23 protein-coding genes are annotated in these 26751 nt (G+C 70.2%); 12 read left to right on the top strand and 11 right to left on the bottom strand.

Going from position 1 to position 26751, the window contains the following annotated elements; all coding sequences use genetic code 11:
• Positions 1-20 precede the first annotated feature (20 nt).
• The 4 genes from Q0C38_RS11490 to Q0C38_RS11475 form a co-directional block, all read right to left on the bottom strand.
• Positions 21-3074 carry an efflux RND transporter permease subunit gene (locus Q0C38_RS11490; RefSeq protein ID WP_291297230.1) on the bottom strand — a complete coding sequence of 1018 codons (3054 nt, stop codon included), beginning with the start codon at positions 3072-3074 and terminating at the stop codon, positions 21-23.
• Positions 3071-4144 (bottom strand): efflux RND transporter periplasmic adaptor subunit, encoded by a 1074-nt coding sequence (locus tag Q0C38_RS11485; RefSeq protein WP_291297229.1) that lies wholly within the window; start codon positions 4142-4144, stop codon positions 3071-3073. The genes Q0C38_RS11490 and Q0C38_RS11485 overlap by 4 nt, the downstream gene beginning before the upstream one ends.
• 146 nt (positions 4145-4290) lie before the next feature.
• The gene (locus Q0C38_RS11480; protein WP_291297228.1) at positions 4291-5691 is read right to left on the bottom strand and encodes a HAMP domain-containing sensor histidine kinase; all 1401 of its coding nucleotides are present in this window, start codon (positions 5689-5691) and stop codon (positions 4291-4293) included.
• Positions 5692-5722: 31 nt separating this feature from the next.
• Entirely contained in the window at positions 5723-6400 is a 678-nt protein-coding gene (locus tag Q0C38_RS11475) for a response regulator transcription factor (RefSeq protein ID WP_291297290.1), read from the bottom strand.
• A gap of 131 nt (positions 6401-6531) precedes the next feature.
• On the opposite strand from Q0C38_RS11475, the gene Q0C38_RS11470 reads away from it, so the two are divergent.
• The 9 genes from Q0C38_RS11470 (at position 6532) to Q0C38_RS11430 (ending at position 14737) form a co-directional block, all read left to right on the top strand.
• Positions 6532-8025, top strand: coding sequence for a Do family serine endopeptidase (locus Q0C38_RS11470; protein WP_291297227.1), 1494 nt, complete (start codon positions 6532-6534; stop codon positions 8023-8025).
• Positions 8026-8242: 217 nt separating this feature from the next.
• Positions 8243-9274 (top strand): lipid A deacylase LpxR family protein, encoded by a 1032-nt coding sequence (locus Q0C38_RS11465; protein ID WP_291297226.1) that lies wholly within the window; start codon positions 8243-8245, stop codon positions 9272-9274.
• 33 nt (positions 9275-9307) lie between these two features.
• Complete coding sequence (locus tag Q0C38_RS11460) at positions 9308-10159, top strand: DMT family transporter (protein ID WP_291297225.1); 852 nt, start codon at positions 9308-9310, stop codon at positions 10157-10159.
• Positions 10160-10331: 172 nt separating this feature from the next.
• A complete protein-coding gene (locus Q0C38_RS11455) occupies positions 10332-11072 on the top strand; it encodes a PEP-CTERM sorting domain-containing protein (protein ID WP_291297224.1) in 741 nt (246 codons plus the stop codon).
• Positions 11073-11185: 113 nt separating this feature from the next.
• Positions 11186-12352 carry a YeeE/YedE family protein gene (locus Q0C38_RS11450; RefSeq protein WP_291297223.1) on the top strand — a complete coding sequence of 389 codons (1167 nt, stop codon included), beginning with the start codon at positions 11186-11188 and terminating at the stop codon, positions 12350-12352.
• Positions 12353-12414: 62 nt separating this feature from the next.
• The gene (locus tag Q0C38_RS11445) at positions 12415-12702 is read left to right on the top strand and encodes a c-type cytochrome (RefSeq protein WP_291297222.1); all 288 of its coding nucleotides are present in this window, start codon (positions 12415-12417) and stop codon (positions 12700-12702) included.
• A gap of 6 nt (positions 12703-12708) precedes the next feature.
• Positions 12709-13986 carry an NAD(P)/FAD-dependent oxidoreductase gene (locus tag Q0C38_RS11440; RefSeq protein WP_291297221.1) on the top strand — a complete coding sequence of 426 codons (1278 nt, stop codon included), beginning with the start codon at positions 12709-12711 and terminating at the stop codon, positions 13984-13986.
• Positions 13983-14414, top strand: a complete 432-nt coding sequence (locus Q0C38_RS11435) for a thiosulfate oxidation carrier protein SoxY (RefSeq protein ID WP_291297220.1) — start codon at positions 13983-13985, stop codon at positions 14412-14414. The genes Q0C38_RS11440 and Q0C38_RS11435 overlap by 4 nt, the downstream gene beginning before the upstream one ends.
• Positions 14411-14737 (top strand): thiosulfate oxidation carrier complex protein SoxZ, encoded by a 327-nt coding sequence (locus tag Q0C38_RS11430; RefSeq protein WP_291297219.1) that lies wholly within the window; start codon positions 14411-14413, stop codon positions 14735-14737. The genes Q0C38_RS11435 and Q0C38_RS11430 overlap by 4 nt, the downstream gene beginning before the upstream one ends.
• A gap of 3 nt (positions 14738-14740) precedes the next feature.
• Here the strand turns inward: Q0C38_RS11430 and Q0C38_RS11425 are convergent, their stop codons facing one another.
• From Q0C38_RS11425 to Q0C38_RS11415, 3 genes are read right to left on the bottom strand one after another with little or no spacing between them, the layout of a single operon-like run.
• Positions 14741-15169 (bottom strand): DUF3293 domain-containing protein, encoded by a 429-nt coding sequence (locus tag Q0C38_RS11425; RefSeq protein ID WP_291297218.1) that lies wholly within the window; start codon positions 15167-15169, stop codon positions 14741-14743.
• Positions 15166-15429 (bottom strand): hypothetical protein, encoded by a 264-nt coding sequence (locus tag Q0C38_RS11420; protein WP_291297217.1) that lies wholly within the window; start codon positions 15427-15429, stop codon positions 15166-15168. Before Q0C38_RS11420 ends, Q0C38_RS11425 begins: the two co-directional genes overlap by 4 nt.
• A 10-nt stretch (positions 15430-15439) precedes the next feature.
• Entirely contained in the window at positions 15440-16360 is a 921-nt protein-coding gene (locus Q0C38_RS11415; protein ID WP_291297216.1) for an MSMEG_1061 family FMN-dependent PPOX-type flavoprotein, read from the bottom strand.
• A 48-nt stretch (positions 16361-16408) separates the two neighbouring features.
• Here Q0C38_RS11415 and Q0C38_RS11410 point away from each other — a divergent pair, with 48 nt between their 5' ends.
• A complete protein-coding gene (locus Q0C38_RS11410; RefSeq protein ID WP_291297215.1) occupies positions 16409-16993 on the top strand; it encodes an NAD(P)H-dependent oxidoreductase in 585 nt (194 codons plus the stop codon).
• 52 nt (positions 16994-17045) lie between these two features.
• Here Q0C38_RS11410 and Q0C38_RS11405 read toward each other — a convergent pair whose 3' ends face one another.
• From Q0C38_RS11405 to Q0C38_RS11395, 3 genes are read right to left on the bottom strand one after another with little or no spacing between them, the layout of a single operon-like run.
• Positions 17046-18446: an NAD(P)(+) transhydrogenase (Re/Si-specific) subunit beta gene (locus Q0C38_RS11405; protein WP_291297214.1), complete on the bottom strand. Its 1401-nt coding sequence runs from the start codon at positions 18444-18446 to the stop codon at positions 17046-17048.
• A 4-nt stretch (positions 18447-18450) separates the two neighbouring features.
• Positions 18451-18858 carry a proton-translocating transhydrogenase family protein gene (locus tag Q0C38_RS11400; protein ID WP_291297213.1) on the bottom strand — a complete coding sequence of 136 codons (408 nt, stop codon included), beginning with the start codon at positions 18856-18858 and terminating at the stop codon, positions 18451-18453.
• A gap of 37 nt (positions 18859-18895) precedes the next feature.
• Complete coding sequence (locus Q0C38_RS11395; RefSeq protein WP_291297212.1) at positions 18896-20065, bottom strand: Re/Si-specific NAD(P)(+) transhydrogenase subunit alpha; 1170 nt, start codon at positions 20063-20065, stop codon at positions 18896-18898.
• Positions 20066-20336: 271 nt separating this feature from the next.
• On the opposite strand from Q0C38_RS11395, the gene Q0C38_RS11390 reads away from it, so the two are divergent.
• A complete protein-coding gene (locus Q0C38_RS11390; protein WP_291297211.1) occupies positions 20337-22511 on the top strand; it encodes a malate synthase G in 2175 nt (724 codons plus the stop codon).
• A gap of 166 nt (positions 22512-22677) precedes the next feature.
• Entirely contained in the window at positions 22678-23628 is a 951-nt protein-coding gene (locus Q0C38_RS11385; protein ID WP_291297210.1) for a hypothetical protein, read from the top strand.
• On the opposite strand, the gene Q0C38_RS11380 is transcribed toward Q0C38_RS11385, so the two are convergent.
• On the bottom strand, positions 23562-26648 hold the full coding sequence (locus Q0C38_RS11380; protein WP_291297209.1) for an adenylate/guanylate cyclase domain-containing protein: 3087 nt from the start codon (positions 26646-26648) through the stop codon (positions 23562-23564). The genes Q0C38_RS11385 and Q0C38_RS11380 overlap by 67 nt on opposite strands.
• Positions 26649-26751: the final 103 nt, after the last annotated feature.

Genomic DNA, 26751 nt, shown 5'->3' with positions numbered 1-26751 from the left:
TCCCCCCCCTCCCCGACCGCTCAGCCCGCCGCGGCCCTGCGCCGTTCCACCCAGGTGAACCACGAGGCATAGACGGTCGGGAGGAACACCAGCGTCAGCAGCGAGGCGACGAGAAGTCCGCCCATGATCGCAAAGGCCATCGCGCCCCAGAACACGGTGGGCGCGATCGGGATGAGGCCAAGCACCGTCGAAAGCGCGGTGAGCAGGATCGGCCTGAACCGCGACGCCGAGGCATCGATCACCGCCTCGCGCACAGCCTTCCCTGCCTTCCGCTCCGCCTCGATCTGTTCGATCAGGATCACCGCGTTCTTGGCGATCATGCCGACGAGCGCGAGGACGCCGAGGATGGCGACGAAGCCAAGCGGCTGGCCCGAAAGCAGCAGGGCCGCGACCACGCCGATCAGCCCGAGCGGCACCACCGAGAGGACGATGGACATGCGCTGGAAGCTCCTGAGCTGGAACATCAGCACCGTCAGAACGATCATCATCATCAGGGGCACGACGGCGAACACCGAAGCCTGGCTGTCCGCACTCTCCTCGGCGAGGCCGCCAAGTTCGATGCGGAACCCTTCCGGCAGCCGCGTGTTGAGCGCCGCCATGTCGGCCTCGATCGCAGCGATCACCGTCTCGGGCAGCACGCCTGGTGCGACGTCGGACTGCACCGTCAGCGTCGGCACGCGGTTGCGCCTCCACACCTGCGGGTATTCCTGGTCGTACTCGAACCGCGCGAACTGGCTGAGTGGCACGGAGCGCCCGTTCGGCAGCGAGAGCTGCAAGGTGCGCAGCGTCTCGACCGAAAGTGTCTGCCCCTCGGTTTCGCGCACCACCACGTCAATCAGATAGATGTCGTCGCGCACCTGCGTCACGGTCGTGCCGGAGATCGCCGCGTTCAGTGCGGAGGCGACGGCGGCAGAACTGAGGCCGAGGCGGCGTGCCTCGTCCTGGTCCACGGCGATGCGCAGTTTGCGCGCAGGCTCCATCCAGTCGAAGTTGATCCGCCGCGTATCGGGCGAACGCGCCATCACCTGCGCGACCTCGAGCGCGATTTCGCGCACCTGCGAAAGGTCAGGCCCCAGCACGCGATACTGCAACGGCCAGCCGACCGGTGGCCCGAGCTCAAGCGGATAGACGCGCCCGATCGCGTTCGGGAATTCCTCCGCCAGCAGCTGCTCGAGCTTCACCTGAAGGCGTTCCCGCGCCTCGATCGATTTCGTGACGATGACGGACTGGCCGAAGAATGGATTGTTCAGCTGCACGTTGAGCGGCAGGTAGAAGCGGATCGCGCCGCGGCCGACATAGCTCGACCAGCGCGCGATGTCCTCATCCGCCGCGAGCCTCTCATCGAGGCGCTTCATCGCGTCGTTCGTGGCGTGGATCGAGGCGTTCATCGGCAGCTTCAGGTCGACGAGCAGCTCGACGCGATCGGACGGCGGGAAGAACTGCCGTGGCACCAGCGGCAGTGCCGCCAGCGCCGCGACGAACAGGCCGACGGCAGATCCAATCGTGATCCAGCGGAAGCGGATCGCGGTAGAGAGGAAGCTCCGGTAGGCCCGCACGACCGCGCCACCGTCATCGACCTTGCCGGGCTTCGGCGGGCGGAGCAGCAGCAGGCCGAGCAGCGGCGCAAAGATCACCGCGACGAACCACGACGTGATCAGCGCAAGCCCGACCACGGCAAAGATCGAGAAGGTGTACTCGCCCGCCCCGCTCTGCGCGAAGCCGATCGGCACGAAGCCCGCGATGGTGATGAACGTTCCCGACAGCATCGCGAAGGCGAGCGCCTTGTAGGCATAGACGGCGGCATCCTCCATCGCGTCCCCGGCGGCCAGCCGGCGCGTCATCGCGTCGATCGTCGTCATCGCATCATCGACGAGCAGCGCGAGCGCGATGATCAGCGCGCCGAGCGAGATGCGCTGGAGATCGATGTTGGCCAGTTCCATCAGCGGAAAGACGATCGCGAGCGTGAGCGGAATCGCGATCGCGACAACCGCGCCCGCCCGCACCCCGAGTGCGATGAAGCTGACGACGAGAACGATCAGGATCGCCTGCCACAGGCTTGCGGTGAAATCGTTGATCGCGTCATCCACCGTTTGCGCCTGGTCGGCGACGAGGGTCGCGTCGATGCCGATCGGGAGCTCGGCGACGATCTTTCGCATCTCCGCGCCGATGTTGCGGCCGAGTGCCAGGATGTCGCCGCCATCGCGCATCGCGACGGCAAGCCCGATTCCCTCGCGGCCGTTGACGCGGAACAGCGGCTGCGGCGGGTCGGCGTAGGCGCGGCGAACGGTCGCCACATCGCGCAGCCTGAGGATCCTGCCACCGACGACGAAGTTGACGTCGAGGATGTCCTGCTCGTTCTGGAATGCGCCGGAGACGCGCACCGACAGCGCCTCGTCACCCGTGCGCAGGATGCCGGCCGGCCGCACGATGTTCTGCGCGGCGAGTGCCGCGACAAGCTGGTCCGGCGTCACCCCGAGCTGCGAGAGCGCGGCGAAGGTGAATTCGACGAAGATGCGCTCGTCCTGCGCACCGAGGATCTCGATCTTCGACACGTCCGGCACGGTCAGCAGCTGCGACCGCGCGCCCTCGACCGCGTCGCGCAGATCCCGGCGCGAGAACCCATCCGCCGTGAAGCCGTAGATGATGCCGTAGGTGTCGCCGAACTCGTCGTTGAAGAAGGGGCCGAGAACGCCCTGTGGCAGCGTGTGGCGGATGTCGCCGATCTTCTTGCGCACCTCGTACCACGCATCCGGCACCGCCCGGCCCGACGCGGAGCCGACGAGATCGACGAAGATCACCGAGAGGCCCGGGCCCGTGTAGCTGCGCAACGTGTCGAGATGCGGCGTTTCCTGGAGCTTCCGCTCAAGCCGCTCCGTGACCTGGTTCAGCGTCTCGTCGAGCGTCGCGCCGGGCCACTGCGCCTGCACCACCATGGTGCGGGTGGTGAACACGGGATCCTCGGCGCGGCCGAGCCGGAGGAAGGTGAGCGAGCCGGCGACGATGGCGCCGATCATCAGGAAGATGACGATCGAGCGGTTCCTGATCGCCCACGCCGAAAGGTTGAAACCGCTCACGGGGTGGCGCCGAGCAGACGAACCTTCTGGCCAGGCCGCAAGGCCTGCACGCCTGCGGTCACCACCACGTCACCTGGTTCGAGCCCGCGCGCGACAATGACCTGTGCGAGATCGAACCGCTCCACCTCGATCGTGCGCAGCGACACCGTCCCCGCTGCCGGATCAACGATCCAGACAGCCGGGTCGCGGTTCGAGGCCGTGAGCGCGCTGTTCGGGATGCCGATGCCGGCTCCACCCTCGAGCCTGATCGAACCATTGACGGAGGAGCCGAGGCGCATCGCCTCCGGCGGCGCGGTGAGCCCCACCTTCACCTCGAAGGTGCGCGTGACGGGGTCTGCCTGCGGCGCGATCTCGCGGACACGCCCCGCCGCCCGCACCGAGGGGTCGGATGTGAGCACCACCGACACCACGGGGTCGCGCGGGGCGTTGGTGATCAGCTGCGCCGGAACGTCGAACACGGCGTCGCGCCCCCCTTCGCGGGCGAGCTGCACGATCATCCGCCCTGCAGCGACCACCTCGCCAGGCTCCGCGCCGCGGGCGGTCACATGCCCCGGCGCATCGGCGACGAGCTGCGTGTAGGAGAGATTGTCCTCGGCGATGGCGACCTGCGCGTGGGCGGCATCGACCTGGGCCTGCGCGCTCTGGAAGGCCTGCAGCGTCTGGTCATGCCGTGCGCGGGTGGTCCACCCATCCCGCAGCAGCTGGTCCTGCCGGCCGAACTCGTTCCGCGTCTTGGTCAGCACGCTCATGGCGGCGGCGAGGTTGGCGCGGGCTGCGCGCAGCGCGTTCTCCGCAGGCTCGGCTTCCAGCCGCGCAATCACCTGTCCTGCCTCGACCCTGTCGCCGACATTCACGCTGCGCGCGATCATCCGGCCGCCGACCCGGAACGACAGCGCGACATTGTCCTCGGCCTTCACCTGGCCGGTGAGCGTGACTGTCTCTCCACCTTCTCGCTTCTCAACGGTGATGACGCGCACCGGGCGAATGGGTTCCGCCGTCGGTGGTGCAGCCGGGCCGCAGGATGCAAGCAGCGACAATCCGAGCGCCACGGGCAGTAAGCGGCGATGCATGATGTCTGGTCTCCACAGCTTTTTCTTTGATCGGGAGCCTGAAGCCAAAGCAACAACGATGCTGCCGCAATCACACGGCCCGTATTGCATCATGGCCGAGCGGAGGAAAGCACACCGCTGCGCGCAACTTGCCCTGGATCAAGCTTTCAGTCCACGACCCTCGGGAGCTCGACGCGGACGCGAAGCCCAGGCCCAGGCCCAGGACCAGGCACAGGCCCAGGCCCAGGCCCAGGCCCAGTGCCGGCATCCTCCAGCGTCACCGTCATGCCGTGGAGCGCGGCGACGGCCCGCACAAGCGCGAGCCCAAGCCCGCTGCCCGGCGTCGCCCTGGCAGCATCGAGCCGGTGGAAGCGTCGGAACACACGCTCGCGCTCCTCGGCCGGAATGCCCGGCCCGTCATCCTCGATGATGACCTCCGCCCCCTCCCCCAGTGGCGACAGCAGAAGCCTTACATGCCCGCCATCGCGCCCGTGGCGGATGGCATTCTCCACCAGGTTCGCCAGCATCTGGGTGATCAGGGCGCGATCGCCGACGGCGGCAAGGCCCGCCGCGATCCCGGCCGACAGCACCTGCCCCCTCTCCTCCGCCGCCGGCGCATAGACTTCCGCGACCGACTCGACCACGGCTGAGAGATCGACACGCGCGAACGCGCTCCGCTGCGCTCCGGCCTCCACCTGTGCGATCCGCAGGAGCGCCGCGAAGAGGTCGAGGATCGCATCACACTCGGCTTCCGCCGCAGCCGCGGCCTCCTTCGCCGCCGCGGCCGTGGCGGCGCGCGAGACCTCATCGAGCCGCTGGCGAAGGCGCGTCAGCGGGGTGCGAAGGTCGTGGGCGATGTCGTCGGTCACCGACCGCAGCGCCGCCATCACGGCGCCGAGCCTGTCGAGCATGGCATTGATGCGGAAGGAAAGCCGGTCGAACTCGTCATCGCGGCCGGCAATCGGCAGCCGTCGGCCAAGGTCGCCGGCGCCGACGGCTGCCAGTGCCGCGTCCATCGCCGCCGTGCGCCGCGCGATCCCACGCCCGATCAGCAACCCACCGGCAAGCCCGATGACGACGGCGCCGAGCCCGACCCAGCCGGCAGCCGCCAGCAGACGCTGCTCGAGCGCCTGGACCGACGAGAGATCGCGCCCGACGAACACCGTCGCCCCGCCGGCGAGCCGGGCACCGAGCGCCAGAACGGGCACGACGTCTCCGCCAGCCCGGGACACGTCGAGGCGCTGCCAGCCGAGCTCGGGCGGCGCGCTCGCGAGGTTGCCGACCAGGCGCTGCCCATCGGGCGCCGCCAGCAGGTAGTACTCGACACCGGCACGATCGGCGGCCAGTCGCGCCTCGATCGAGAGGGCCACGCCGCGCAGGCCAGAGAGTGCCGCTGACTGGCCGAGCACGCGCATGCCGCGGTCGATTTCCTCGGACGCCTGGCGTGTTGCGAAGCCGACCGTCGCCCACCAGGCGATGGCGGCGAGCAGCGCCGTGCCGGCGAGGGTGAGGGCAAGGTGCAGCGCGGTGAGGCGGAAGGCCGTCGTCCGGAAAAGGCCGTGGCGCAAGAAACCGGGGCGAACGAAACCGGGGCGGGGTTCAGCCGTCATCGCGCACGACGTAGCCTGCCCCGCGCACTGTGTGGATCAGCGGCCGGTCGAACCCCTTGTCCAGCTTGGCCCGCAGCCGGCTGACATGCGTCTCGACCACGCTCGTCTGCGGGTCGAAATGGAAATCCCACACGCCCTCCAGCAGCATCGTCCGCGTCACCACATCGCCCTTGCGGCGCAGCAGGAACTCGAGCAACCGCCACTCGCGCGGCTGCAGCGCGATGCGCTGGCCGGCGCGCGTCACCGTGCGGCGCACGAGGTCCATCTCGAGATTGGCGAGCCGCAGCACGGTCGGTTCAGCCTGGAACGCCGGGCGGCGGCCGAGCGCGTTGATCCGCGCGACCAGCTCGGCGAAGGCGAAGGGCTTGGCGAGGTAATCGTCGCCGCCCGCATCAAGCCCCTCCACCCGATCGCCAACGCCCGCGCGCGCCGTCAGGAACAGCGCCGGCGCCATCACGCCGGCGGCCCTCAGCGCGCGGACGAGCGACAGCCCGTCGAGCTTCGGCAGCATGCGGTCGACCACCAGCACGTCGTGCCCGCCGCCGGTGGCAAGGAACAGCCCCTCCTGCCCATCGGCGGCATGGTCGACCACGTGGCCCGCCTCGGCGAGGCCGCGCTTCACATAGGCCGCTGTCGCCGCATCATCCTCGACCAGAAGAATCCGCAACACCCCACCTCCGCAGACACCATACGAAACCGTAAGCCGCCCGACAGGGGGCGACGAGGTGCAATGGCCTCTTCTGTCGTCGACCCCGCCACCTCGGCGTGGACATCGACGACAGTGACGGAGACCTCCCGATGCCGATCCTTCCCCTCAACGCGCGCCGCGGCGTGATCGCCGGCGGCATTCTCGCCCTGGCGCTGGCGACCACGGCACTGACTGGCATTCCCGGCTACGCACAGGATCGCAGCACCCCGGTCGCGGCCATCGCGCGCGCTGCCGGGCCCGATTTCGCCGATGCCGCCGCCCGCGTCGGCCCTGCCGTGGTGCGCGTTCTCGCCACCGAGCCTGCACGTGCGACGCGCACGGCAGAGGTGCCGCCCGAGCTTCGCGGTTCTCCCTTCGAGGAGCTGTTCCGCCGCTTCGGCCAGGGTCCTCAGGGTGGCGAGCGTGCCGAGGGCGAGGCGAGGCCCCGCACCGGCCAGGGTTCCGGCTTCGTGATCGACGCCGAGGGCTTCATCGTCACCAACGCCCACGTTGTCGGCAACGCTGCCGAGGTGAAGGTGGTGCTGGCCGATGGGCGCGAGCTTGCCGCCAAGGTGGTCGGCCGCGATGCGCCGACCGATATCGCACTGCTGAAGGTCGAGGCAGGCGGGAAGCTGACCGCGCTAGCGTTCGGCGACAGCGATGCCGCACGCGTCGGCGAGTGGGTGATGGCGATGGGCAACCCCTTCGGCCTCGGCGGCACCGTCACCGCCGGCATCATCTCCGCCCGCGGGCGGCAGATCGGCGCCGGCCCCTATGACGACTTCATCCAGACCGATGCATCGATCAACCCGGGCAACTCGGGCGGACCACTGGTCAATGCCGCCGGTGCAGTGATCGGCGTCAACACCGCCATCGTCTCGCCGTCCGGCGGCAATGTCGGCATCGGCTTCGCCGTGCCGTCGAAGATGGTCGAGCGCGTGGTGGCTGACCTCCGCGAGAATGGCCGCGTCGACCGCGGCTGGCTCGGCGTCTCGCTCCAGCCGCTCGATGCCGAGCTCGCCGGAGCGCTGAAGGCAGGGTCTGCGAAGGGCGTTCTCGTCTCCGCCGTCGAGCCTCGCGGGCCTGCTGCCGCTGCTGGCCTCGCGGCAGGTGACGTGGTGACGGCGCTGAACGGTGCGGCGATCGCCTCGCCGCGCGATCTCGCCACCGCCATCGGCGCGGTGAGGCCCGGCCACGCGGTGACGCTTGCCTGGCGGCGCGATGGCGAGGCGAAGGAGGCGCGCATCACCCTCGGCCAGCACCCCGCGAGCCGCGAGGCGGCACGGGTGGCCGAGGCGAAGGGCTCGTCGCTCGGGCTCTCGCTGGCCGAGACCCACGACGGCGGCGCACGGGTCGCTGCCGTCGAGCCGGGCAGCGCGGCTGCGAGCCGCGGCATCCGTGCCGGTGACGTGATCCGCAAGGCCGGCGGGCGTGACGTCGCTTCCCCGGCCGATGTCGCCGAGGCCGTGGCGACAGCGCGTGCGGCGGGGCAGGAGGCGATCGCGCTCCAGGTCGAGCGTGCCGCAGGCCAAGGTGCAGGCCAAGGTGCAGGCCAAGGTGCAGGCCAGAAGCGCTTCATCGCCGTACCGCTCCGCGCCGCCTGACGGCACGGAGGAACTGGCGCAGCCCGCTTGGCACGCTTCTGGGGAGGCGCGCGCCTGGCGCGGCACACGTCGGCGATGCCGGCCGCCAGCAATGGCGGCCGGCATTCGCCGTCGGGAGGATTGACCGCAAGAGGGGTTCCGCACGTTCGCACATCGGTTGACAGCCACGGCACGCGCTTGATCTAAGCAATGCCCCGGGACCGCACGGACAGGCATCATGATCAGGCTCGTCGCCACCCTTGCCGTCGCAACCTCGTTCGTTGTCAGCGGATCCGCACACGCCCAGACCCGTACGCCGACGCCACCCGACCCAGCCGGCACGTTCGCCTTCACGCTGGAGAACGATCTCTTCGCCGGGACCGACGAGGGCTACACGAACGGCTTCCAGTTCTCCTGGCGCTCGCCCTCCTACGATCCGCCGGCATGGCTGCGCTGGATGGGCGATCATTCCATCGTGATGCTGCCTTCCAACGGCGCCCTGCGCTGGGGCGCGGCCTTCGGGCAGAACATCTTCACGCCGTCGGACACCCAGCGTCGCGTGCCTGACGCGACCGACAGGCCCTATGCCGGCTGGTTGTATGGCTCGATCGTCGTCGCGTCCTACGCCAACCGCAGCCCGCGGGTGACGGAATATGGCGCGGTCGAGCTTCAGTTGGGCGTCGTCGGCCCCTCCGCGCTCGGCGAACAGGTGCAGAACAACGTCCATGACTTCATCGACGTCGACCGCGCGTTCGGCTGGGACTACCAGCTGAAGGACGAGCCAGGCGTGAACCTGGTGCTGTCGCGGCAGTGGCGGCTGAACCAGCCCTTCGATGCCGAGGACCCGCAGGGCCTTGCCGTCGGCGTCGTGCCGAGCCTTACGGCAAGCCTCGGCAACGTCCAGACCTATGCCAGCGCCGGGATGATCGTCCGGATCGGCTCGAACCTCTCGGCCGATTTCGGGCCGCAGCGCATCCGCCCCGCACCGGCTGGCTCTGGCTTCTTCCAACCTGACGGCCGCTGGGGCTGGTACATCTTCGGCGGCGGCGAGGTTCGCGGCGTCGCGCACGACATCTTCCTCGACGGCAATACCTGGCGCGATGGCCCCTCCGTCGACAAGCGCAACTTCGTGGGTGACGGCGTGTTCGGCGCTGCAATCATCATGCCCTGGGCGCGCCTGACCTACAGCCACACCTTCCGCTCCCGCGAGTTCGACACGCAGAAGGAGCTCGTCGAGTTCGGCTCCCTCTCGCTGTCCCTCCGCCTCTGACTTACGGAGGGCCTTGACTGGCCGGCGCCCGACATGGGCGCCCTGCCGCTGGCGATCCTGGCATCGTTGATCTGGGGCAGTGCCTTCGCGGCCGCCAAGTTCGGCCTTGCCGACTGCCCGCCCCTTCTCTTCCTCGTCACCCGCTTCCTGGTCGCCGGCGCGATCATGCTCGGCTGGGCGGCTCTTCGCGGCATCCGCACAAGCCAGCGCGAGCTTGCGATGCTTGCCGGGCTGGGCGTCATCAACTTCGCCACCTACCTCGGCCTGACCAACCTGGCACTTGCGCATGTGCCGAGCGCGATCGTCGCTGCCGTGATCGGGGTGAACCCGGTCTGCACCGTGGCCGCCGGTGCGGTCCTGCTTGGCGAGACGCCGACGCCGCGGGCACGTGTCGCCCTCGCACTCGGGCTCGCAGGGGTCGCTGTGGTAACGCTGCCACGCGTGCTCGACGCTCCCCCGGGCGCGGCGGGCGGCTATGCGATGGCGCTCGGCGGGCTCGCCGCCCTCTCGCTCGGCACGGTGCTGTTCCGACGCTTCGGCACACGGGCGGAGCCGGTCCTGGCCAACGCGGTGCAGAGCCTTGGCGCCGGCCTCGCACTCATCCCTGCCTCCGCGCTGTCCGAACGCTGGGGCGACCTCGCCCTGTCGCCAGCCTTCCTCGCGAGTCAGGCGTGGCTCATCGGCATCGTCAGCATCGTCGGCTACATGCTGTGGTTCCGCATGTTGCGCAGCGGCAGCCTCGCCGCGGCAGCAGTGGTGCAGTTCACCCTGCCGCCGCTCGGCCTCGCCTATGGCGCGCTGCTGCACGGCGAAACCCTGACCGTGACTGACATTGCCGGGCTCGCGCCGATCCTCTGCGCCCTGGTGGTTATCAACCGGCGGTAGAAGACATGCCATTGCCACCTGTCGAAAAAGATGACAGGCCCCGTGACTCCCCAAACAACATTACCACAATATCAGAGATTTATGTCCATGGCACCGAGCTTGCACCTGCTGCGATAGGGGCGACCACGCAACACGCGACGCTCGTACGGAACAGGCTTCAGGGGTATTGACGATGGGATACTTCAGGACGGTCACGGCCTCGCTCATGGCAGCCGGCGCTCTCTCCGCCGCACTGGCGCTCGCAGCGCCGGCGGCGGAAGCGTCGGTCGTCTGGGTGCGTGACGGCAATGGCGGCAACGTTTTCAGCGGCGGTCCAGGCTCGGTGAACCTGACGATCAACGTCAACAACAGCAACGTCTCGGTCGCGGCAGGCGCCTTCGTCCTGCAGTACAACTTCAAGCCGACCGCGCCCGCGGGCAACGACCCGAACTGGACCACCTTCCTCACCTACTGCCTCGAGCCTGACGAGTGGCTCGGCATCACCGGCACGACACCGAGGCAGGGCAGCTTCGTCGAGGGGATCGGCAACACTGCCGAGTACGCGGCGGATGCCGTGGCGCTGACGCGGCTCGTGAACACGCATTTCGCCGACTCGCTGACCTCGGCGAACAAGTCTGCCGCCTTCCAGATCGCACTCTGGGAGCTCGCGTTCGACAGCACGGTCAATCTCGCCAACGGCGCCTTCAAGTTCACCCAAGGTGGCGCGACGCCGACGGCCGTGCGCAACCAGGCGCTCACCTACCTGAACGAGGCGAATTGGGTGACCGGCGGCGACAACCTCGACGTGATCCTGCGGATCAACAACCAGGACCTGATCATCCAGGTGCCCGAGCCTGCCACCCTCGCGCTGTTCGGCCTCGGCCTCGCCGGTCTTGGCATGGCCGCTCGCCGCCGCCGCGCCACACGCGCCTGATCCGACCGACACGACCATCAGAGCGGGCGGGGAGCGATCCCCGCCCGCTTCGCATGCGCAGGTTTCCGCATCGCCGGCTTGCGCGATAAGGGATTTTCTGTTTCCACGCTTCCATGCCGGGCCTTTCAGTTCGCCTTTCCGCCACCGCCTGGGCCGTGCTGCTGGCAGCTGCGGCACTCTGGCTCGCTGATGCGCATGGCTGGCGGCAGGGCGCGCTCTGGCTGATCGGCGCGGGTCTCGGCGCAGCGCTGCTCCATGCTGGGTTCGGCTTCGCTGGGGGGTTCCGCGCGCTTCTGGCCGAGCGGCGCGGGGCGGGATTCCGAGGGCAGCTGCTGCTGATCGGCCTGACGGTCGCGCTCTTCGCCCCGGTCCTCGCGGCGGGCGAGGCGTTCGGGCAGCCGGTGCGCGGCTTCGTCTTCCCGGTCGGCGTCGCCCTGGTGCTCGGCGCCTTCCTGTTCGGCATCGGCATGCAGCTTGGCGGTGGATGCGGCTCCGGCACGCTCTATACCGCCGGCGGCGGAAGCCCGCGGATGTGGCTCACCCTCGCCGCCTTCATCGCCGGGGCGACGCTTGCCGCCTGGCAGTCAGAGCTCTGGAACGGCTGGTCCGCCCTGCCCCCCGTCTCGCTCGGCGACGCACTGACACCGTGGGGCGCGGCGGTGACCTCGGCGGCGATCCTTGCCGCCATGTGGGCCGTCTCGGCGAGGCTGGAGCGCGCGCGGCACGGCTCGGTCGCGCCGATCGGCGGGCGGGGCAGCATCGCCTTCGGCCCGTGGCCGTTGGCCTGGGGTGCCATCGCGCTCGCCCTTCTCTCACTGGCCACGCTCGTCGTCGCCGGGCGCCCCTGGGCGATCACGGCTGCCTTCCCCCTCTGGGGTTCACAGCTGGTCGAGACGCTGGGTGTCGATGATCCTGCCTTCTGGCCCTACTGGGAGGACCCGACGCGCGCCGAGGCGCTGCTCCGGCCGCTCTCGGCTGACCGGATCACCGTGATGGATCTCGGCGTCATGGCGGGTGCGGCCTTCGCCGCATGCCTGGCCGCCCGCCGCACCACGCTGACGCTGCCACGACCTGGCGAGGCGGCCGGATCGATTGTCGGTGGCCTGCTGCTCGGCGTCGGCGCGACGCTCGGGATGGGCTGCAACATCAGCGCCTATCTCGGCGGCATCGCATCCGGGTCGCTGCATGGCTGGGTGTGGATCGCACCAGCGCTGGCGGGCAACGCGGTCGGGGTCGGGCTGAGGCCGCTGTTCGGGCTGTCACCACGTTTTCCCGCTTGAATCATAAAACCACGTCATATAAATGCCCTTTATTGGGAACAACGCCGCCCAGGGGGAAAGTCATGCTGCCGGCCGTCGTGATTGCAGCGCTCATGGTCTCGCTGCCCGCCCTCGCCCAGGGGCCTGACCGGCCTCTCGCCGCCCTCTCCTGCGGCGGCTGCCACGGCGTCGGTTCCGCGGGGCAAGGGCCGATCGCGCCGCTCGCCGGAAGGCCGAAGGCAGAGCTCGTCGCCGCGATGACAGCGTTCCGGCGCGACGAGCGCCCGGGCACGATCATGGGCCGCATCGCCCGCGGCTATACCGACGCCGAGATCGACGCGATCGCGGCCGACCTCGCCGCCCGCCGCTGAGGACCGATGCACATGATCACCCGCCGCACCCTCGGCCTCGGCGCCGCCGCCCTCATCGCCGCCCCGGCGATCTCGCGCGCGCAGGCCCCCCTCCGCCTGCTGGTCATCGGCGGGGGCTTCGGCGGCGCGTCCGCCGCCCGCTTCGCCCGCGATTCCTACCCCGACGTGCAGGTGACGCTCATCGAGCCGCGCACCCGCTTCGTCACCTGCCCCTATGGCAACCTCGTGCTCGCGGGCACCAAGCAGCTCGACGCCATCACCTTCGGCTATGACGCCGTGCGCGCCCGCGGGGTGACGGTCATCCACGACCTCGCCAGCGGCATCGACCCGGTGGCGAAGTCGGTCCGCCTCGCCGGGGGGCAGGCGCTCGGCTACGACAGGCTGATCCTCTCGCCCGGCATCGCGCTCCGCTGGGGCGCGATCGAGGGGTATGACGAGGCGGCCGCAGGCCTCCTCCCGCATGCCTGGGTGCCGGGCGACGGGGGGCAGACCGCGCTGCTCCGCCGCCAGCTCGAGGCAATGGAGGACGGCGGCGTCGTCGGCATCGCCATCCCGCCGAACCCGTTCCGCTGCCCACCTGGCCCCTATGAGCGGATCAGCATGATCGCCTCGTACCTCAAGAAGGCGAAGCCGCGGTCGAAGATCCTGGCGCTCGACGCCAAGGAGGCGTTCAGCAAGCAGGGCCTGTTCCAGGATGCGTGGAACGCCCTCTATCCCGGCATGATCGAGTGGGTGCCCGGCAACCGCGACGGCAAGATCGTGAAGGTCGACGCCCGCGAGCGCGTGTTGGAGACCGAGTTCGGCGAGAAGCACCGCGTTGCCGTCGCCAACGTCATCCCGCCGCAGAGTGCTGCGCGCATCGCCATCGACGCAGGGCTTGCCAACGCATCCGGCTGGGTCGAGGTCGATCCCGTGACGTTCGAGGCGAAGGCAGCCCCCGGCATCCACGTGATCGGCGATGCGAACACCGCCCCGCCGATGCCGAAATCGGGCTTCATCGCCAACAGCACCTCGCGCCAGGCGGTTGCCTCGGCCATCGCGCTCGCGCGGGGGGCAGCGCCACCCGCCGACGCCAGCTACTTCAACACCTGCTACAGCCATGTCGGCGACGAGTACGGCATCTCCGTCGTCGGTATCTTCCGGCCGGGGCCTGCCGGCTTCGTCGAGACGCCGAACTCCGGTGGCGTGTCGCCACGCGGGAACCTGCCCGACCAGCGCCGGCTCGAAGCGATCTACGCCGATGCCTGGTACAAGAGCATCACCGACTACATGTTCGGTGCATGACGACGCGACGCACCTTCATCGGCTTCATCGCACTGCTGCCGCTGCCCTGGCAGGCGGTCGCGGCCGATGATGACGTCGCGGCAGCGATCCGCGAGGCGACGGGTGGGCGGGAGCCTGTCGATGGCGGCATCACCCTCACCCTGCCCGCGCGGGCGGAGAATGGCGGCCAGGTTCCCGTGACCGTCGCGGTGGAGAGCCCGCAGACGGAGGCGCTGTTCGTCACGGCGATCCACCTCGTCGCCACGCGCAACCCAACGCCCGGCATTGCGAGCTTCGCACTGACGCCGGCCGTTGCCCGCGCCGAGGTGACGACGCGCATCCGGCTGGCGGAGGACCAGCAGGTGATCGCGATCGCGGAGCTGTCGGATGGGACGCTCAGGCGCGCGGTGGCCGCGGCACGCGTCACCGTCGGCGGGTGCATCTCGTGAGCGGGCTTGCGACACCGCGCGTGCGCATTCCCCGCACCGTGCGCGCGGGCGAGGCGTTCGAGGTGCGCACCCTGATGGAACACCCGATGGAGACGGGGCTGCGCCAGGATGGCGGGCGCACGGTGGCGCGCAACATGCTCGCGCGGCTTGCGATCACCGTCGAGGGCAAGCCCGTGTTCGAGGCCGCCTTCCGCAACGGCACGGCGGCAAACCCGTTCCACGTCGTCCATCTCCGCCTCTCCCGCACCGCCGACCTCGTGTTCACCTGGACCGACGAGGCTGGCCGCACCGCGAGCACGACCCACCGCGTGACGGTGACCTGAGCCTCAGCGCAGCGGCAGCAGCAGCACCGGGCCGCTGCGGCGCGCCCAGAGCACGGCGTTCTGGCGGAAGGTGCTTCCCAGCACCACGGCATCTGCCCTGCAGGCGAGCGCGACCAGGGCGGAGGCTTCTGCCGGCCAGGATGCGTCCGTCCCGCTCCGCCCCTCGCCGCGGAGATGGCGGCGCCCGGTGCGGCGAAGCTGGGCGATGAACCTGCGGAACACGGCCCGCTCCGCCCCCGGCAGGCGTGACCGCCCGAACGGCGCGGCGGGCGTCACCAACGCAGCCCCCCGTGCCTCGCCCAGCCAGGCCCGAAGCCGTGGCGGCAGTGGCTCACCGACCGTGAGGCGAAGCGTCAGGCCGCGGAAGGCGACCTCGTAGCGGGCGGTGCGGTAGTTGCCCAGCAGCGTCGCCGACAGCCGGGAAGGCCTCACACCCGCTCCCAGCCGCGGCGGAGAAAGGCACGCTTCAACAGCACGGGGGCGAGCAGCGCGTAGAGCAGCCACAGCACGACGAGCAGCGGCCAGAACAGGAAGAACCCCGACAGCAGCATGATCCCGACGACGAGGATGATCGCGTGCGCCCAGAGGCCCTGGACCGCGAACCAGATCGGCCCGAACAGGAAGGCGCCGAGGATCGAGAGCGGCGTCACGCTCTCCTTGTAGCCATTCGCCGGATTGCGGAACCGTGGCATCGGCGATGCGTCAGTAGAGCCGCTCGACATAGGCCGCGAGCGTATCGGCCTCCGCCTGCGCCGGGTCGACGGTGCCCAACTGCTCCGCCACCATCCGTCCGATCGGCGGGATGGTGCCCGGCGGAACATGCTTCCCCGGGTTCCAGAGCTCCGAGCGGATCAGCGCCTTGCCGCAATGGAAGAACAGTTCCTCCACCGTGATGACGAGCACGGAGGCGGGCGCCTTGCCGCGCTCGCGCATGCCCTCGCGGAGCTGAGGCTCGGTGCTGATCACAGCACGGCCGTTGATGCGCATCGTCTCGCGCACGCCGGGGATCAGGAACAGCAGGCCCACGCGCGGGTTCGACGCAACGTTCAGCAGGGTATCGACGCGGTTGTTGCCCAACCGGTCAGGGATCGCGACCGTCACATCGTCGAGCACGCGCACGAAGCCGGGGCCGTCGCCGCGCGGCGTCGCATCACACCAGCCGCGCGCATCGGCCGAGGCGATGACGCAGAAGGGCGAAAGGGCAAGGAACTTCCGCGACCAGGCATCGAGCCTGTCGCGCGTCTTGGCGGCGGCGAGGACGCGCGGCGCGCCATAGGCCTCGCGCACGGCCTCGGGGCTCGCGAGCGTCTCGGGCGGGGCAGCTTCTGCATCATCATGGGCGCCGCGCGCAACGACCTCCATGCGCGTGATCGTCACCGGCCCGGCGCGCAGCAGGTTCATGGCGGAGACGATCATCTCCGCGAGTCGCGGCGGGGTGACGCTGTCCCCCTCGATGTCGAGCAGGAAGCCCTCCACCGCGGCGTGTCCGCCATTGGTGAAGTCGACCCGCGCGTCGAACTTCACGCGGAACCGGCTTGCCGGGTTGGCGCGGTAGGGTGGCGCGCAAGGATCGGGCGTGATCGTGTCGGGAAGGCCGTGGCCGGCGGTGTGTGCGTCGCTCATGCCGGGATGCTACCGTCAGATCGGAGCGGGTGCGAGGGAGGCGGATTCATGGCCAGGCGCATCGTGATCATCCAGGGCCACCCCGACCCGGCGGGCGGGCATTTCTGTCACGCGCTGGCCGACGCGTATGCCGCCGGGGCGCGCGAGGCAGGGCATGGCGTCGAGACGGTGACGGCAGCCACACTTGCCTTGCCGGCGCTGACCACCAAGCAGGATTTCGAGGCCCCACCCCCTCCAGAGGTCGCTGCAGTGCAGGCGGTGATCGAGGGTGCCAGCCATCTCGTGATCGTCTTCCCGATCTGGCTGGGCGGCATGCCCGCCGTGCTGAAGGGCTGCTTCGAACAGGTGTTCAGGCCCGGTTTCCTGCTGGTCGACCCGACCAAGGGCTGGCTCGGCAAGCGCAGGCTCTCGGGCGTCTCGGCGCGAATCGTCGTCACCATGGGCGCGCCCGGCTTCGTCTATCGCTGGTGGTTCGGCGCGCATGGCGTGCGCAGCCTCGAGAGCGCCATCCTAGGCCTGGCCGGCATCAGGCCGGTGCGCACCACGATGCTGGGCGGCGTCGAGGCAGCGGGCGATGCGAAGCGGCAGCGATGGCTGGCCGAGATGCGGCGCCTCGGATCAGCCGTGAAATGAAACGGGCGGGAGCCAAGGCCCCCGCCCGCTGTCTCGGAGCCGCCCTGCGGCCCTAGTGGCCGAGGCTCTGGACGATCTCTTCCGTCATCTTCTTCGCATCGCCGAACAGCATCATCGTGTTCGGGCGGAAGAAGAGCTCGTTGTCGACGCCGGCATAGCCCGAGGCCATCGAGCGCTTCACGAACAGCACGGTCTTGGCACGGTCCACCTCGAGGATGGGCATGCCGAAGATCGGGCTCTTCGGGTCGGTCTTGGCGGCGGGGTTGGTCACGTCGTTCGCACCGATCACGTACACCACGTCGGCGGTCGAGAAGTCGTTGTTGATCTCCTCGAGCTCGAACACCTCGTCATACGGAACATTGGCCTCGGCCAGCAGCACGTTCATGTGCCCTGGCATGCGGCCGGCGACGGGGTGGATGGCGTACTTCACCTCGACGCCTTCCTTCTTCAGCGTGTCGGCCATCTCGCGCAGCGCATGCTGGGCCTGCGCCACCGCCATGCCGTAGCCCGGCACGATGATGACCTTCGACGCGTTCTTCATGATGAAGCCCGCATCGTCGGCCGCACCCGCGCGGACCGAGCGGTCGCCGCCCGGGCCGCCGCCGGCACCGGCCGCCGAGGAGTCGGTACCGAAGCCGCCCAGCAGCACGTTCAGGATCGAGCGGTTCATCCCCTTGCACATGATGTAGGAGAGGATCGCGCCCGAGGCGCCGACCAGCGCACCGGCGATGATCAGCATCAGGTTGCCGACGGTGAAGCCGATGCCGCAGGCAGCCCAGCCCGAGTACGAGTTCAGCATCGAGACGACGACGGGCATGTCCGCGCCGCCGATCGGGATGATGATCAGGAAGCCGATCGCGAGGGCGAGCAGCGCGATCATCCAGAACACCAGGCGGCTCTCGCTGGTGGTGAAGATGATCACCAGCAGCACGAGAACGACGCCGAGCACGGCGTTCAGCAGGTGCTGCTTGGGGAACGTGATCGGCGCGCCCGACATCAGGCCCTGGAGCTTGGCGAAGGCGATGACCGAGCCCGAGAAGGTGACCGCACCGATCGCGAGCCCGAGGCTCATCTCGATCAGCGAGGCGGCCTTCATCGTGCCGGGCATGCCGAGGCCGAAGCTCTGCGGTGAGTAGAGGGCGGCGGCCGCGACGAACACCGCGGCAAGGCCCACGAGGCTGTGGAACGCCGCGACGAGCTGCGGCAGCGCCGTCATCTGGATGCGCGTGGCAATGTAGGCGCCCGCACCGCCGCCGATGATCACGGCGAGCAGGATCCAGTGGAACCCGCCCATGCCGGGCTTCAGCAGGGTGGCCACGATCGCGATCGTCATGCCGGCGACGCCGAGCATGTTGCCCTGGCGCGCCGTCTCTGGGTTCGAGAGGCCGCGGAGCGCGAAGATGAAGCAGACGGAGGCGATCAGGTACGCGATCGCCGTCAGGTTCGGGCTCATCGCGTCACTTCCCCTTCTTGCGGAACATCGAGAGCATGCGTTGCGTCACGATGAACCCGCCGAAGATGTTCACCGAGGCGAGCAGCACGGCGATGAAGCCGAACACCCGCGCGAGCGGATCATCGGCGAGGCCGACGGCAAGGACCGCGCCGACGATGATCACCGAGGAGATGGCGTTGGTGACACCCATCAGCGGCGAGTGCAGCGCGGGGGTGACGTTCCACACCACGTAGTAGCCGACGAAACAGGCGAGCAGGAAGATCGAGAGCAGGTAGAGGAATGGCTCGATGATCTCCCCTGTTCCCGCGGCGGCTCCGGCCGCTTGTGCGGCCAGTGCCTGCGCGCGGTCGGCGAGCGATGCGGCATCACGCGCGATGCCGCCTGCGGTCTCTGCGACCTGGCTCGGGTTCATGTCTCTCTCCCCCCCCAAATGGGTTCAGGTAGCGGGTTCAGGCTGCTGCTGCTGGCTTCGGCGCGAAGGCGGGGTGCACCACGGCACCGCCGCGCGTCAGCGCCACGCCCTGTATGATCTCGTCCTCGGGCTTCAGGTTCGGGCGCTTTGCGTCCTTGTCCCAGAAGGCCGTGAGGAAGGTCATCAGGTTCCGCGCATAGAGGGCGGAGGAGGCAACCGGAATGCGCCCCGGCCAGTTACGGTAGCCGAGGATGGTCACGCCGTTCGCCGTGACCGTCTTCTCGCCCGGCACGGTCAGCGCGCAGTTGCCACCCGCATCGGCCGCGATATCGACGATCACACTGCCCGGCTTCATGGAGGCGACATGCTCCGCCGTCAGCAGCTTCGGCGCCGCGCGGCCCATCGTCAGCGCGGTGCAGATGATGAGGTCCTGCTTCTTGACCGTCTCGGCCAGCAGCTCGGCCTGGCGGCGCTTGAAGTCCTCGCTCATCTCCTTGGCATAGCCGCCCGAGGTCTGGGCGGCGGCGGTCTCCTCGCTCTCGACGCCGATGAAGGCGGCACCGAGCGACTTGATCTCCTCCTTTGCCGCCGGGCGAACGTCGGTCGCGGAAACCTTCGCGCCGAGGCGGCGGGCGGTGGCGATCGCCTGGAGGCCTGCGACACCGGCACCCAGCACGAACACGCCCGCGGGCGGCACGGTGCCGGCCGCCGTCATCATCATCGGGAAGCCTCGGCCATAGGCGTTGGCACCTTCAAGAACAGCGCGGTAGCCGGCGAGGTTCGCCTGGCTCGACAGCACGTCCATGCTCTGCGCGCGGGTGATGCGGGGCAGCAGTTCCATCGAACAGGCATCGATGCCGAGGCTCGCGTAGGTGCGCGTCCTCTCCTCGTTGCCGTAGGCGCCGAGCGTGCCGATCAGGAGCGCGCCGCGCGGGATCAGCGCGAGCTCGTCGAGCTCGCCCTCTCCGGTGCCAAGCGGGGCCTGGACCTTGAAGACGATCCCGGCACCGGCCAGCGCCGACGCCGCATCAGGTGCGATCTCCGCCCCGGCGGCGGCATAGTCGGCATCGGGGATCGAACTTCCCGCCCCAGCTCCCGCCTCGACGGCGATGGTGAGCCCGAGGGCGGACAGCTTCTTCACCGTCTCCGGCGTTGCCGCCACCCTGGCCTCGCCGGGACGGCGTTCCTTCAGCACCGCAAGGCGCATCGGCGATGATCCTTCTCGTGGTCCCGTTACGGCTGGGAGGCTCCCGGCCCGGAAACATTGTCTCGCGACGTCGTGCGCGTCGGATATGCGGCAAGCCCTGGGGCAACGCAAGAGCATGCGGCAGGGCAGGATTGCGTCAGGCTCGTATGTCGTTTCTCTCGACAAGTTTGCCTGACGGCTGCAAACAGCACGTTAATCAAGGTATGCTGCACTGCACACGCCGCACCAAACTGCATCGGCTCCGGGGCACATGGCGGAGAAGGACGCGAACATGACGGCACGGATCGAGGTCGCTGGTCTCAAGGTCGCCGAGGAACTGCATCGTTTCGTGGCCGAGGAAGCAGCCCCCGGCACTGCGATCGCGCCGGACGCCTTCTGGCGGGGCCTGGCCGCGATCATCGCCGAGCTCGGCCCCCGGAATGCCGCGCTGCTGGCCGAGCGCGCCCGCCTCCAGGCCGAGATCGACGGCTGGCACAAGGCCCGACGAGGGCGCAAGCACGACCCCGCCGCCTACGAGGCCTTCCTGCGCGAGATCGGCTACCTGCTGCCTGACCCGGGCCCCGTGCAGGCAGAGACCGAGGGTGTCGACGACGAGATCGCACGCCTCGCCGGTCCGCAGCTCGTCGTTCCCGTGTCCAACGCGCGCTATGCGCTGAATGCCGCCAATGCCCGCTGGGGCAGCCTCTACGACGCCCTCTATGGCACCGACGCGATGGGCCAGGGCCTCCCGCAGGGCCCCGGCTTCGACCCGGGCAGGGGTGCTGCCGTGGTGGCCGAAGCCCGCCGCGTGCTCGACCAGGTGGCCCCGCTTGCGGCCGGCTCGCATGCCGATGCCACGCTTTATGCCGTCACGGGCGGGGCGCTCGCCGTCGCCCTCGCCGGCGGTGCCGTGACCGGGCTCTCGGACCCGTCCGGCTTCGTCGGCTTCGAAGGCGCGCCCGATGCGCCGCGGAGCGTCCTGCTCCGCCACAACCGCCTGCATGTCGAGATCAGGATCGACCGGGCGCATGCGATCGGCAGCACCGATGCCGCTGGTGTGGCGGATGTTGCGCTCGAGGCCGCCCTCTCGACGATCCAGGATTGCGAGGACAGCGTCGCTGCCGTCGACGCGGCCGACAAGGTCGCCGTGTACCGCAACTGGCTCGGCCTCATGAATGGCACGCTCGCGGCGAGCTTCCTGCGCGGCGATCGGATGGTGGAGCGCCGCCTGAACCCCGACCGGCAGTGGACGACCCCCGGAATGACACAGGGGGGCGGCGGCACGCTCACCCTGCCCGGCCGGTCACTCATGCTCGTGCGCAATGTCGGGCATCACATGATGACCGATGCCGTGCTCGATGCCGAAGGTCGCGAGACGGCCGAGACCATCCTCGACGCCGCGATCACCAGCCTCTGCGCCGTCCATGACCTGAACGGTGCCGGATCGTTCCGCAACAGCCGCACCGGCTCGGTCTACATCGTCAAGCCGAAGATGCACGGGCCGGCAGAGGTCGCGTGGGCGGATGCGCTGTTCGCGCGGATCGAGGACCTGCTCGGCCTCGCGCGCCACACGCTCAAGATGGGCATCATGGACGAGGAGCGCCGCACCTCGATCAACCTCCGCGCCTGCATCGCGGCCGCCCGCCACCGCGTTGCCTTCATCAACACCGGCTTCCTCGACCGGACGGGCGACGAGATCCACACCGCGATGGAAGCGGGCCCGATGATCCGCAAGGCCGAGATGAAGAACACGGTCTGGATCAAGGCGTACGAGGACAACAACGTCGATGCCGGTCTCGCGATGGGGCTCGCCGGCCGGGCACAGATCGGCAAGGGCATGTGGGCGATGCCCGACAGGATGGAGGCGATGCTCGCCCAGAAGGTCGGCCACCCCAGGGCCGGCGCCAGCACGGCCTGGGTGCCGTCTCCCACCGCCGCGACGCTGCATGCGCTGCACTACCACCAGGTCGATGTCGGCGCGCGGCAGCGGGAAATCGCCCGCCGCGTGGCAGCGAAGGTGTCCGACATCCTCGTGCTTCCCGTCGCCGACCGCCCGAACTGGGACCCGAAGGACCTTCAGGCCGAGCTCGACAACAACTGCCAGGGCATCCTCGGCTACGTCGTGCGCTGGGTCGACCAGGGTGTGGGCTGTTCCAAGGTGCCCGACCTCGACGATGTCGGGCTGATGGAGGACCGCGCGACGCTGCGCATCTCCTCCCAGCACGTTGCGAACTGGCTGCATCATGGCGTGGTGAGCGAGACGCAGGTGATGGAGGCGCTCCGCCGCATGGCAGCGGTGGTCGACCGCCAGAACGACGGCGACCCCGCCTATCGCCCGATGGCGCCCGGCTATGACGGGCCGGCCTTCCGCGCGGCATGCGACCTCGTGTTCAAGGGCCGCGCCCAGCCGAACGGCTACACCGAGTTCGTGCTGCATGCCCGTCGCCGCGAGGCGAAAGCTGCTTGAGCCCGTCGCCGCGAGGCGAAAGCTGCTTGATCCCGTCGCCGCGAGGCCAAGGCGGCCTGAGCAACCGTCAAGCGTGGCACGTGTGAGGGGGTTCACACGCTGAGCGTGCGCGGCTGACGCAGAGTGCGCCGGGGCCGATCCGGCCCGCACCCTGCGGAGCAGCACCATGCCGCGCCTTCCTGCGATCGGGGACATTGCCGCCCTCGCCGTGCCTGCCACGCTGATCGGCGGCATCCTGCTTCCGGACGCGGCGGCGGCAACACTGACCGTCCTGCCCGGCCTCGTCGCACTTCTCGTCTTCGCCGCGGTGATGGCGGCCGACGCCAAGCGCTTCGCCGCGGTGATACGCAGTCCCGTCAGGCTCGGGTTGGCTGCTGTGTTCATCCAGCTCGTGCTGCCGCTCGCCGCCGCGGTGGCCGGCACGCTGGGCGGCGCCGACCCCGCGCTCGTGCTGGCGGCCACGCTGATTCTCGCAGCGCCGGTCGGCACGTCGGCCCAGTTCTACGCCGCGATGGCAGGTGGCAACCCTGCCGTCGCGCTGTGCCTCTCGGCAGTCACGCTCGCCGCCGTGCCGGTCGTGCTGCCGCTCGTCGCGCTCGGCCTGCCGCTGGCCGGGCTCTCGCTCTCGCCCGCCGCGTTGGCCGGGCGGGCGGCGATGGTCGTGCTGCTGCCCGCACTCGCTGCCATCCTGCTGCGCTGCGTGATGGCACGGCGGGGTGGTGGCACCCCCACGACGCGGTGGGCCGCAACAGCATGGGCCTGGCTCGGCCTGGCTGCGCTGCTGCCAATCACCTTCGCCCGCACCACCGGCCTCGGTCCGCTGCTCGGGGCCGATCCGCTGCATGCGCTGGCGCTGACCGTGCTGATCGCGGCCCTCCTCGCCACGGCCTATGCGCTGACCGCCCTTGCCTTCTCCCAGGTCGGCGGCATCGATGCGCGCGGCATGGCGGTCGCGGCCATCTCACGCAACATCTCCGTCGCCTGGGCAGCGACCGCGGGCCTGCTGCCGATCGGCGCCGAGCAGATGCTCGCACTCTCGGCCCTCGTGTTCTATGGCATGCCGCCGGCGCTGAGGCTGCTCGCGAGGCTGAGCCCGCCGCGCCCCGCTGCCGCATGATCGCGCGCCGCGGCAACACGGCGTGCCGCGAGCCCAGCCCCCATCGCCTCGGCCAGCGCTTCACCACGATCGAACCCCTCGGCATCGCCCAGCACGCCGACGCGGCGGAGCAGATCCGGCAGGAAGGCCTTGCCGCCAAGCGCCATCGCGATCTCGATGCCGCGCCGGGCGGCGCTACTCGCCTCCTCCTCTTCGCCGGCCAGCGCCAGCGCATCGGCGAGCAGCCCCTGCGCGTAGGGCAGCAGCACCGCCCCCTGCGTGTCGAGATAGAGCGCGATGCCGGCCCTGATGCGAGCGACGCCATCGGCCGCGTCGCCCTCCACCGCGCGCACCCAGCCGGAATGGATACGCGCCATCGCCGTCCAGTACGTGATGCCGCGGTCGAGCGCGACGGCGTGAACCTCCTCGGCCAGATCGCGCGTCGCATCGAGATCGCCGAGCACGGAGGCGACGGTCGCGGCAAGCCCCCCGGCATAGGCGAGGCTGAGCGAGTGGCCGCCGCGCCGCGCGCGCCGCACGCCGGCCTCTGCCTCCGCCCGCGCCGTCTCGGCGGTGCCAGCCAGCATGGCATTCACCGCGAGGTTGCCATGCGCCATGGCGATCACGTCGCTGCCCGGCCCCTGGGGGACGGCAGCCGCATCCTCGACGACGCGGCGCAGCAGCGCCTCGCCGGCGGACAGTTCACCAAGGCAGGTGAGGCACCAGCCCATGCGGCGGCGCGCATCGCGCAGCAATGCGGGGTCGCCCGCCAACTCGGCCAGCGCCAGCAGGCGTTCGCCGAGCCTGCGCGCCTCGGGCAGCGGCCCGCGGACCATGTAGAACGCCTTCAGCCCCGACAGCACGGGGTAGAGGGCGGCGGCATCGGTCACGCCCTCGGCCAGCCTGCGGGCAGCCTCGAAGGCGGAGAATGTTTCGGGTGCGGCATATCCCTTCAGGGCGGTGAGAGCCGAGCCGAGCTGGAGCGTCAGTTGCAGCGAGAGCAGCCGCGTCTCCTCGCCCCCCTCGCCGCCGGCACCCGGCAGAACGGCCAACGCTGCGCGCACATGCCGCTCCGCTTCCTCGTTCGCGGAGGCGCCGAGCGCGCGCGCGGCAGCGACACGCCAGAGCGAGGCCGCGCGCCGCGCCTCGCCCGCCTCGGCCCAGTGCAGCGCGATCATCTCGGGCTCTGCGCGGGCGAGGTCCGGATGGGCGCGCGCGATCAGTTCTGCGGTGGCACGATGCAGCGCGCGGCGGCGATCGCGCCGCAAGCTCGCATAGGCCGCCTCGCGCAGCACGGCGTGGCGGAACGCGAAGGCCTGCTGCGGCGCATTGCGCGTCTGCACCAGGAGCCCGGCTCCAGCCAGGCGCTCGAGGTGCTGCGCCGTCGCTGCGTGGTCGAGGCCGGAGAGCGGCTCGAGCAGATCAGCCGTCACCTCGCGCCCGAGCACGGCGGCAACCTGTGCGGTCGCCTTCGCCTCGCCCACGGCATCGAGGCGCGATTCCAGCACCTCGGCCAATGTGTCGGGGAACATCGCCTCGTCGGCGGCGCCACGCTCGGCCGCGGCGCGCGCGAACTCCTCGAGGAACAGCGGCACGCCGTCGCACCGCGCGACGATCCGCCGCACCGTCTCCTCGCCCAAGGCGGCACCGATGCCAGCGGCAACGATCTGCCGCGCCTCGGAGGCCGGCAGCGGGCGGAGGGCAAGCCGCAGCACGTGGCGGTGATCGGGAACGTCGGGTGCGATATCGGGCCGGTGGGTGGCGAGCAGCATCACCCGCTGCCGCGGCACCTGCTCGACCAGCAGGCGAACAAAGGCGAGCAGCGAGGGGTCTGCCCAGTGCAGGTCCTCGATCAACAGCAGCAGCGGCGCCTGCTCCGCCTTCAGCGCGACGAAGGCGAGCAGCGCATCGAACACCACGCGCCTGATCGCCTCCGGCGTGATGTCGAGCGAGGCGGCAGACGGCAGGTCGCCGCCCTCGAGCAGGCCACGCAGGATCGGTGCGGCAGGCTCTGCCGGCAGGCGCAGCATGTCGACGAGGGAGGCGACGGCGGCGGCGATGTTCTCGTGCGACGCAGCCTCGCGGAGGCCGAGCGAACGGCGGAGCGCGACCACCATCGGCCGCAGCGCCGAGGTTTCCGTCTGCGGTGCGCAGGCAGCGACCAGTTCCTCATGCGCCACGCCACCGGCGAGAATGCGCTCGGTCAGCGCGAGCGTCAGCCGCGACTTGCCGATGCCAGCCTCGCCGGCGACGAACACCACCTGCCCGTCACCGGCGGCGGCGCGCTCCCAGCGCGCGGCGAGCGTGGCAAGCTCCCCCTCGCGGCCGACGAGTGGCGGCGCGGCACCATCGAAGCCGAGCCGCACCCGCGCGCTCGCCGCCCGTGCGGTGACGAGCTGCACGCGCATCGGCCGCGACAGCCCGGGCGGGGCAGCAATCTCCCGGCAGGTGAAATGCTGTCCTGCGACGCGCTGGGTTCCCTCGCCGATCACCACGCCGCCCGGCGGTGCCGCGACCTGGAGCTTGGCGGCGGTATTCGGCACATCGCCCACCACCGCATCGTGTTCGACGCCACCCTCCGGCCCGATGCTGCCGATGAGAACGAGCCCGCTCTCGATTCCGATCCGCACCGAGACCGGAAGCCCACCGGCCACGCCGCCCGGATAGCGCTGCGCGATCGCCGCGGCGAGTTCGAGCCCGCAGGCAACGGCCGCCTCGGCATCGCGGCCGAGCGCGCGGGGATAGCCGAAGGTCATCAGGATGCCATCGCCGACATAGCGGGCGATGTGCCCGCCATGGCGTCGGGCGCACCCCATCGCTGCCTGGCGGTAGGCAACGAGGAGGTCGGCGAATTCCTCCGGGTCCATTCGCGCGGCGAGGCGGGTGGAGCCGACGAGGTCACAGAACAGCACCGTGACGTGGCGGCGCTCGCCCCCTGCCGCCTGCGGTGCGGCGGCGGCGCCGACGCGCGCGCCGCAGGCAGGACAGAACCGCGCTGCCGGCGGCAGCGATGCGCCGCAGCTTCCGCACGTGTCCGTCATGGCGCCATCGTCTGGCATGGAGGCGTGGGTTCTGCCTGTCCGGGATGTTGCTCATCCAGTCAGCGCAAGCGGCCGCGCCGTGTCAACCTTCGCGCGCGGCGCG

Origin of the sequence: Elioraea sp., assembly GCF_022842375.1 — a bacterium.
Lineage (GTDB): Bacteria > Pseudomonadota > Alphaproteobacteria > Acetobacterales > Acetobacteraceae > Elioraea_A.
This window is presented reverse-complemented; position numbering and strand designations above follow the sequence as displayed.

Bases quoted from the DNA above. Each gene is read 5' to 3' on its own strand.
- Q0C38_RS11405 (WP_291297214.1), bottom strand. From the start codon at position 18,446: ATGAGCCCGAACCTGACGGCGATCGCGTACCTGATCGCCTCCGTCTGC.
- Q0C38_RS11390 (WP_291297211.1), top strand. From the start codon at position 20,337: ATGACGGCACGGATCGAGGTCGCTGGTCTCAAGGTCGCCGAGGAACTG.
- Q0C38_RS11395 (WP_291297212.1), bottom strand. From the start codon at position 20,065: ATGCGCCTTGCGGTGCTGAAGGAACGCCGTCCCGGCGAGGCCAGGGTG.
- Q0C38_RS11440 (WP_291297221.1), top strand. From the start codon at position 12,709: ATGCACATGATCACCCGCCGCACCCTCGGCCTCGGCGCCGCCGCCCTC.
- Q0C38_RS11380 (WP_291297209.1), bottom strand. From the start codon at position 26,648: ATGACGGACACGTGCGGAAGCTGCGGCGCATCGCTGCCGCCGGCAGCG.
- Q0C38_RS11470 (WP_291297227.1), top strand. From the start codon at position 6,532: ATGCCGATCCTTCCCCTCAACGCGCGCCGCGGCGTGATCGCCGGCGGC.
- Q0C38_RS11455 (WP_291297224.1), top strand. From the start codon at position 10,332: ATGGGATACTTCAGGACGGTCACGGCCTCGCTCATGGCAGCCGGCGCT.
- Q0C38_RS11460 (WP_291297225.1), top strand. From the start codon at position 9,308: ATGGGCGCCCTGCCGCTGGCGATCCTGGCATCGTTGATCTGGGGCAGT.
- Q0C38_RS11450 (WP_291297223.1), top strand. From the start codon at position 11,186: ATGCCGGGCCTTTCAGTTCGCCTTTCCGCCACCGCCTGGGCCGTGCTG.
- Q0C38_RS11385 (WP_291297210.1), top strand. From the start codon at position 22,678: ATGCCGCGCCTTCCTGCGATCGGGGACATTGCCGCCCTCGCCGTGCCT.
- Q0C38_RS11415 (WP_291297216.1), bottom strand. From the start codon at position 16,360: ATGAGCGACGCACACACCGCCGGCCACGGCCTTCCCGACACGATCACG.
- Q0C38_RS11420 (WP_291297217.1), bottom strand. From the start codon at position 15,429: ATGCCACGGTTCCGCAATCCGGCGAATGGCTACAAGGAGAGCGTGACG.
- Q0C38_RS11485 (WP_291297229.1), bottom strand. From the start codon at position 4,144: ATGCATCGCCGCTTACTGCCCGTGGCGCTCGGATTGTCGCTGCTTGCA.
- Q0C38_RS11465 (WP_291297226.1), top strand. From the start codon at position 8,243: ATGATCAGGCTCGTCGCCACCCTTGCCGTCGCAACCTCGTTCGTTGTC.
- Q0C38_RS11400 (WP_291297213.1), bottom strand. From the start codon at position 18,858: ATGAACCCGAGCCAGGTCGCAGAGACCGCAGGCGGCATCGCGCGTGAT.
- Q0C38_RS11435 (WP_291297220.1), top strand. From the start codon at position 13,983: ATGACGACGCGACGCACCTTCATCGGCTTCATCGCACTGCTGCCGCTG.
- Q0C38_RS11410 (WP_291297215.1), top strand. From the start codon at position 16,409: ATGGCCAGGCGCATCGTGATCATCCAGGGCCACCCCGACCCGGCGGGC.
- Q0C38_RS11445 (WP_291297222.1), top strand. From the start codon at position 12,415: ATGCTGCCGGCCGTCGTGATTGCAGCGCTCATGGTCTCGCTGCCCGCC.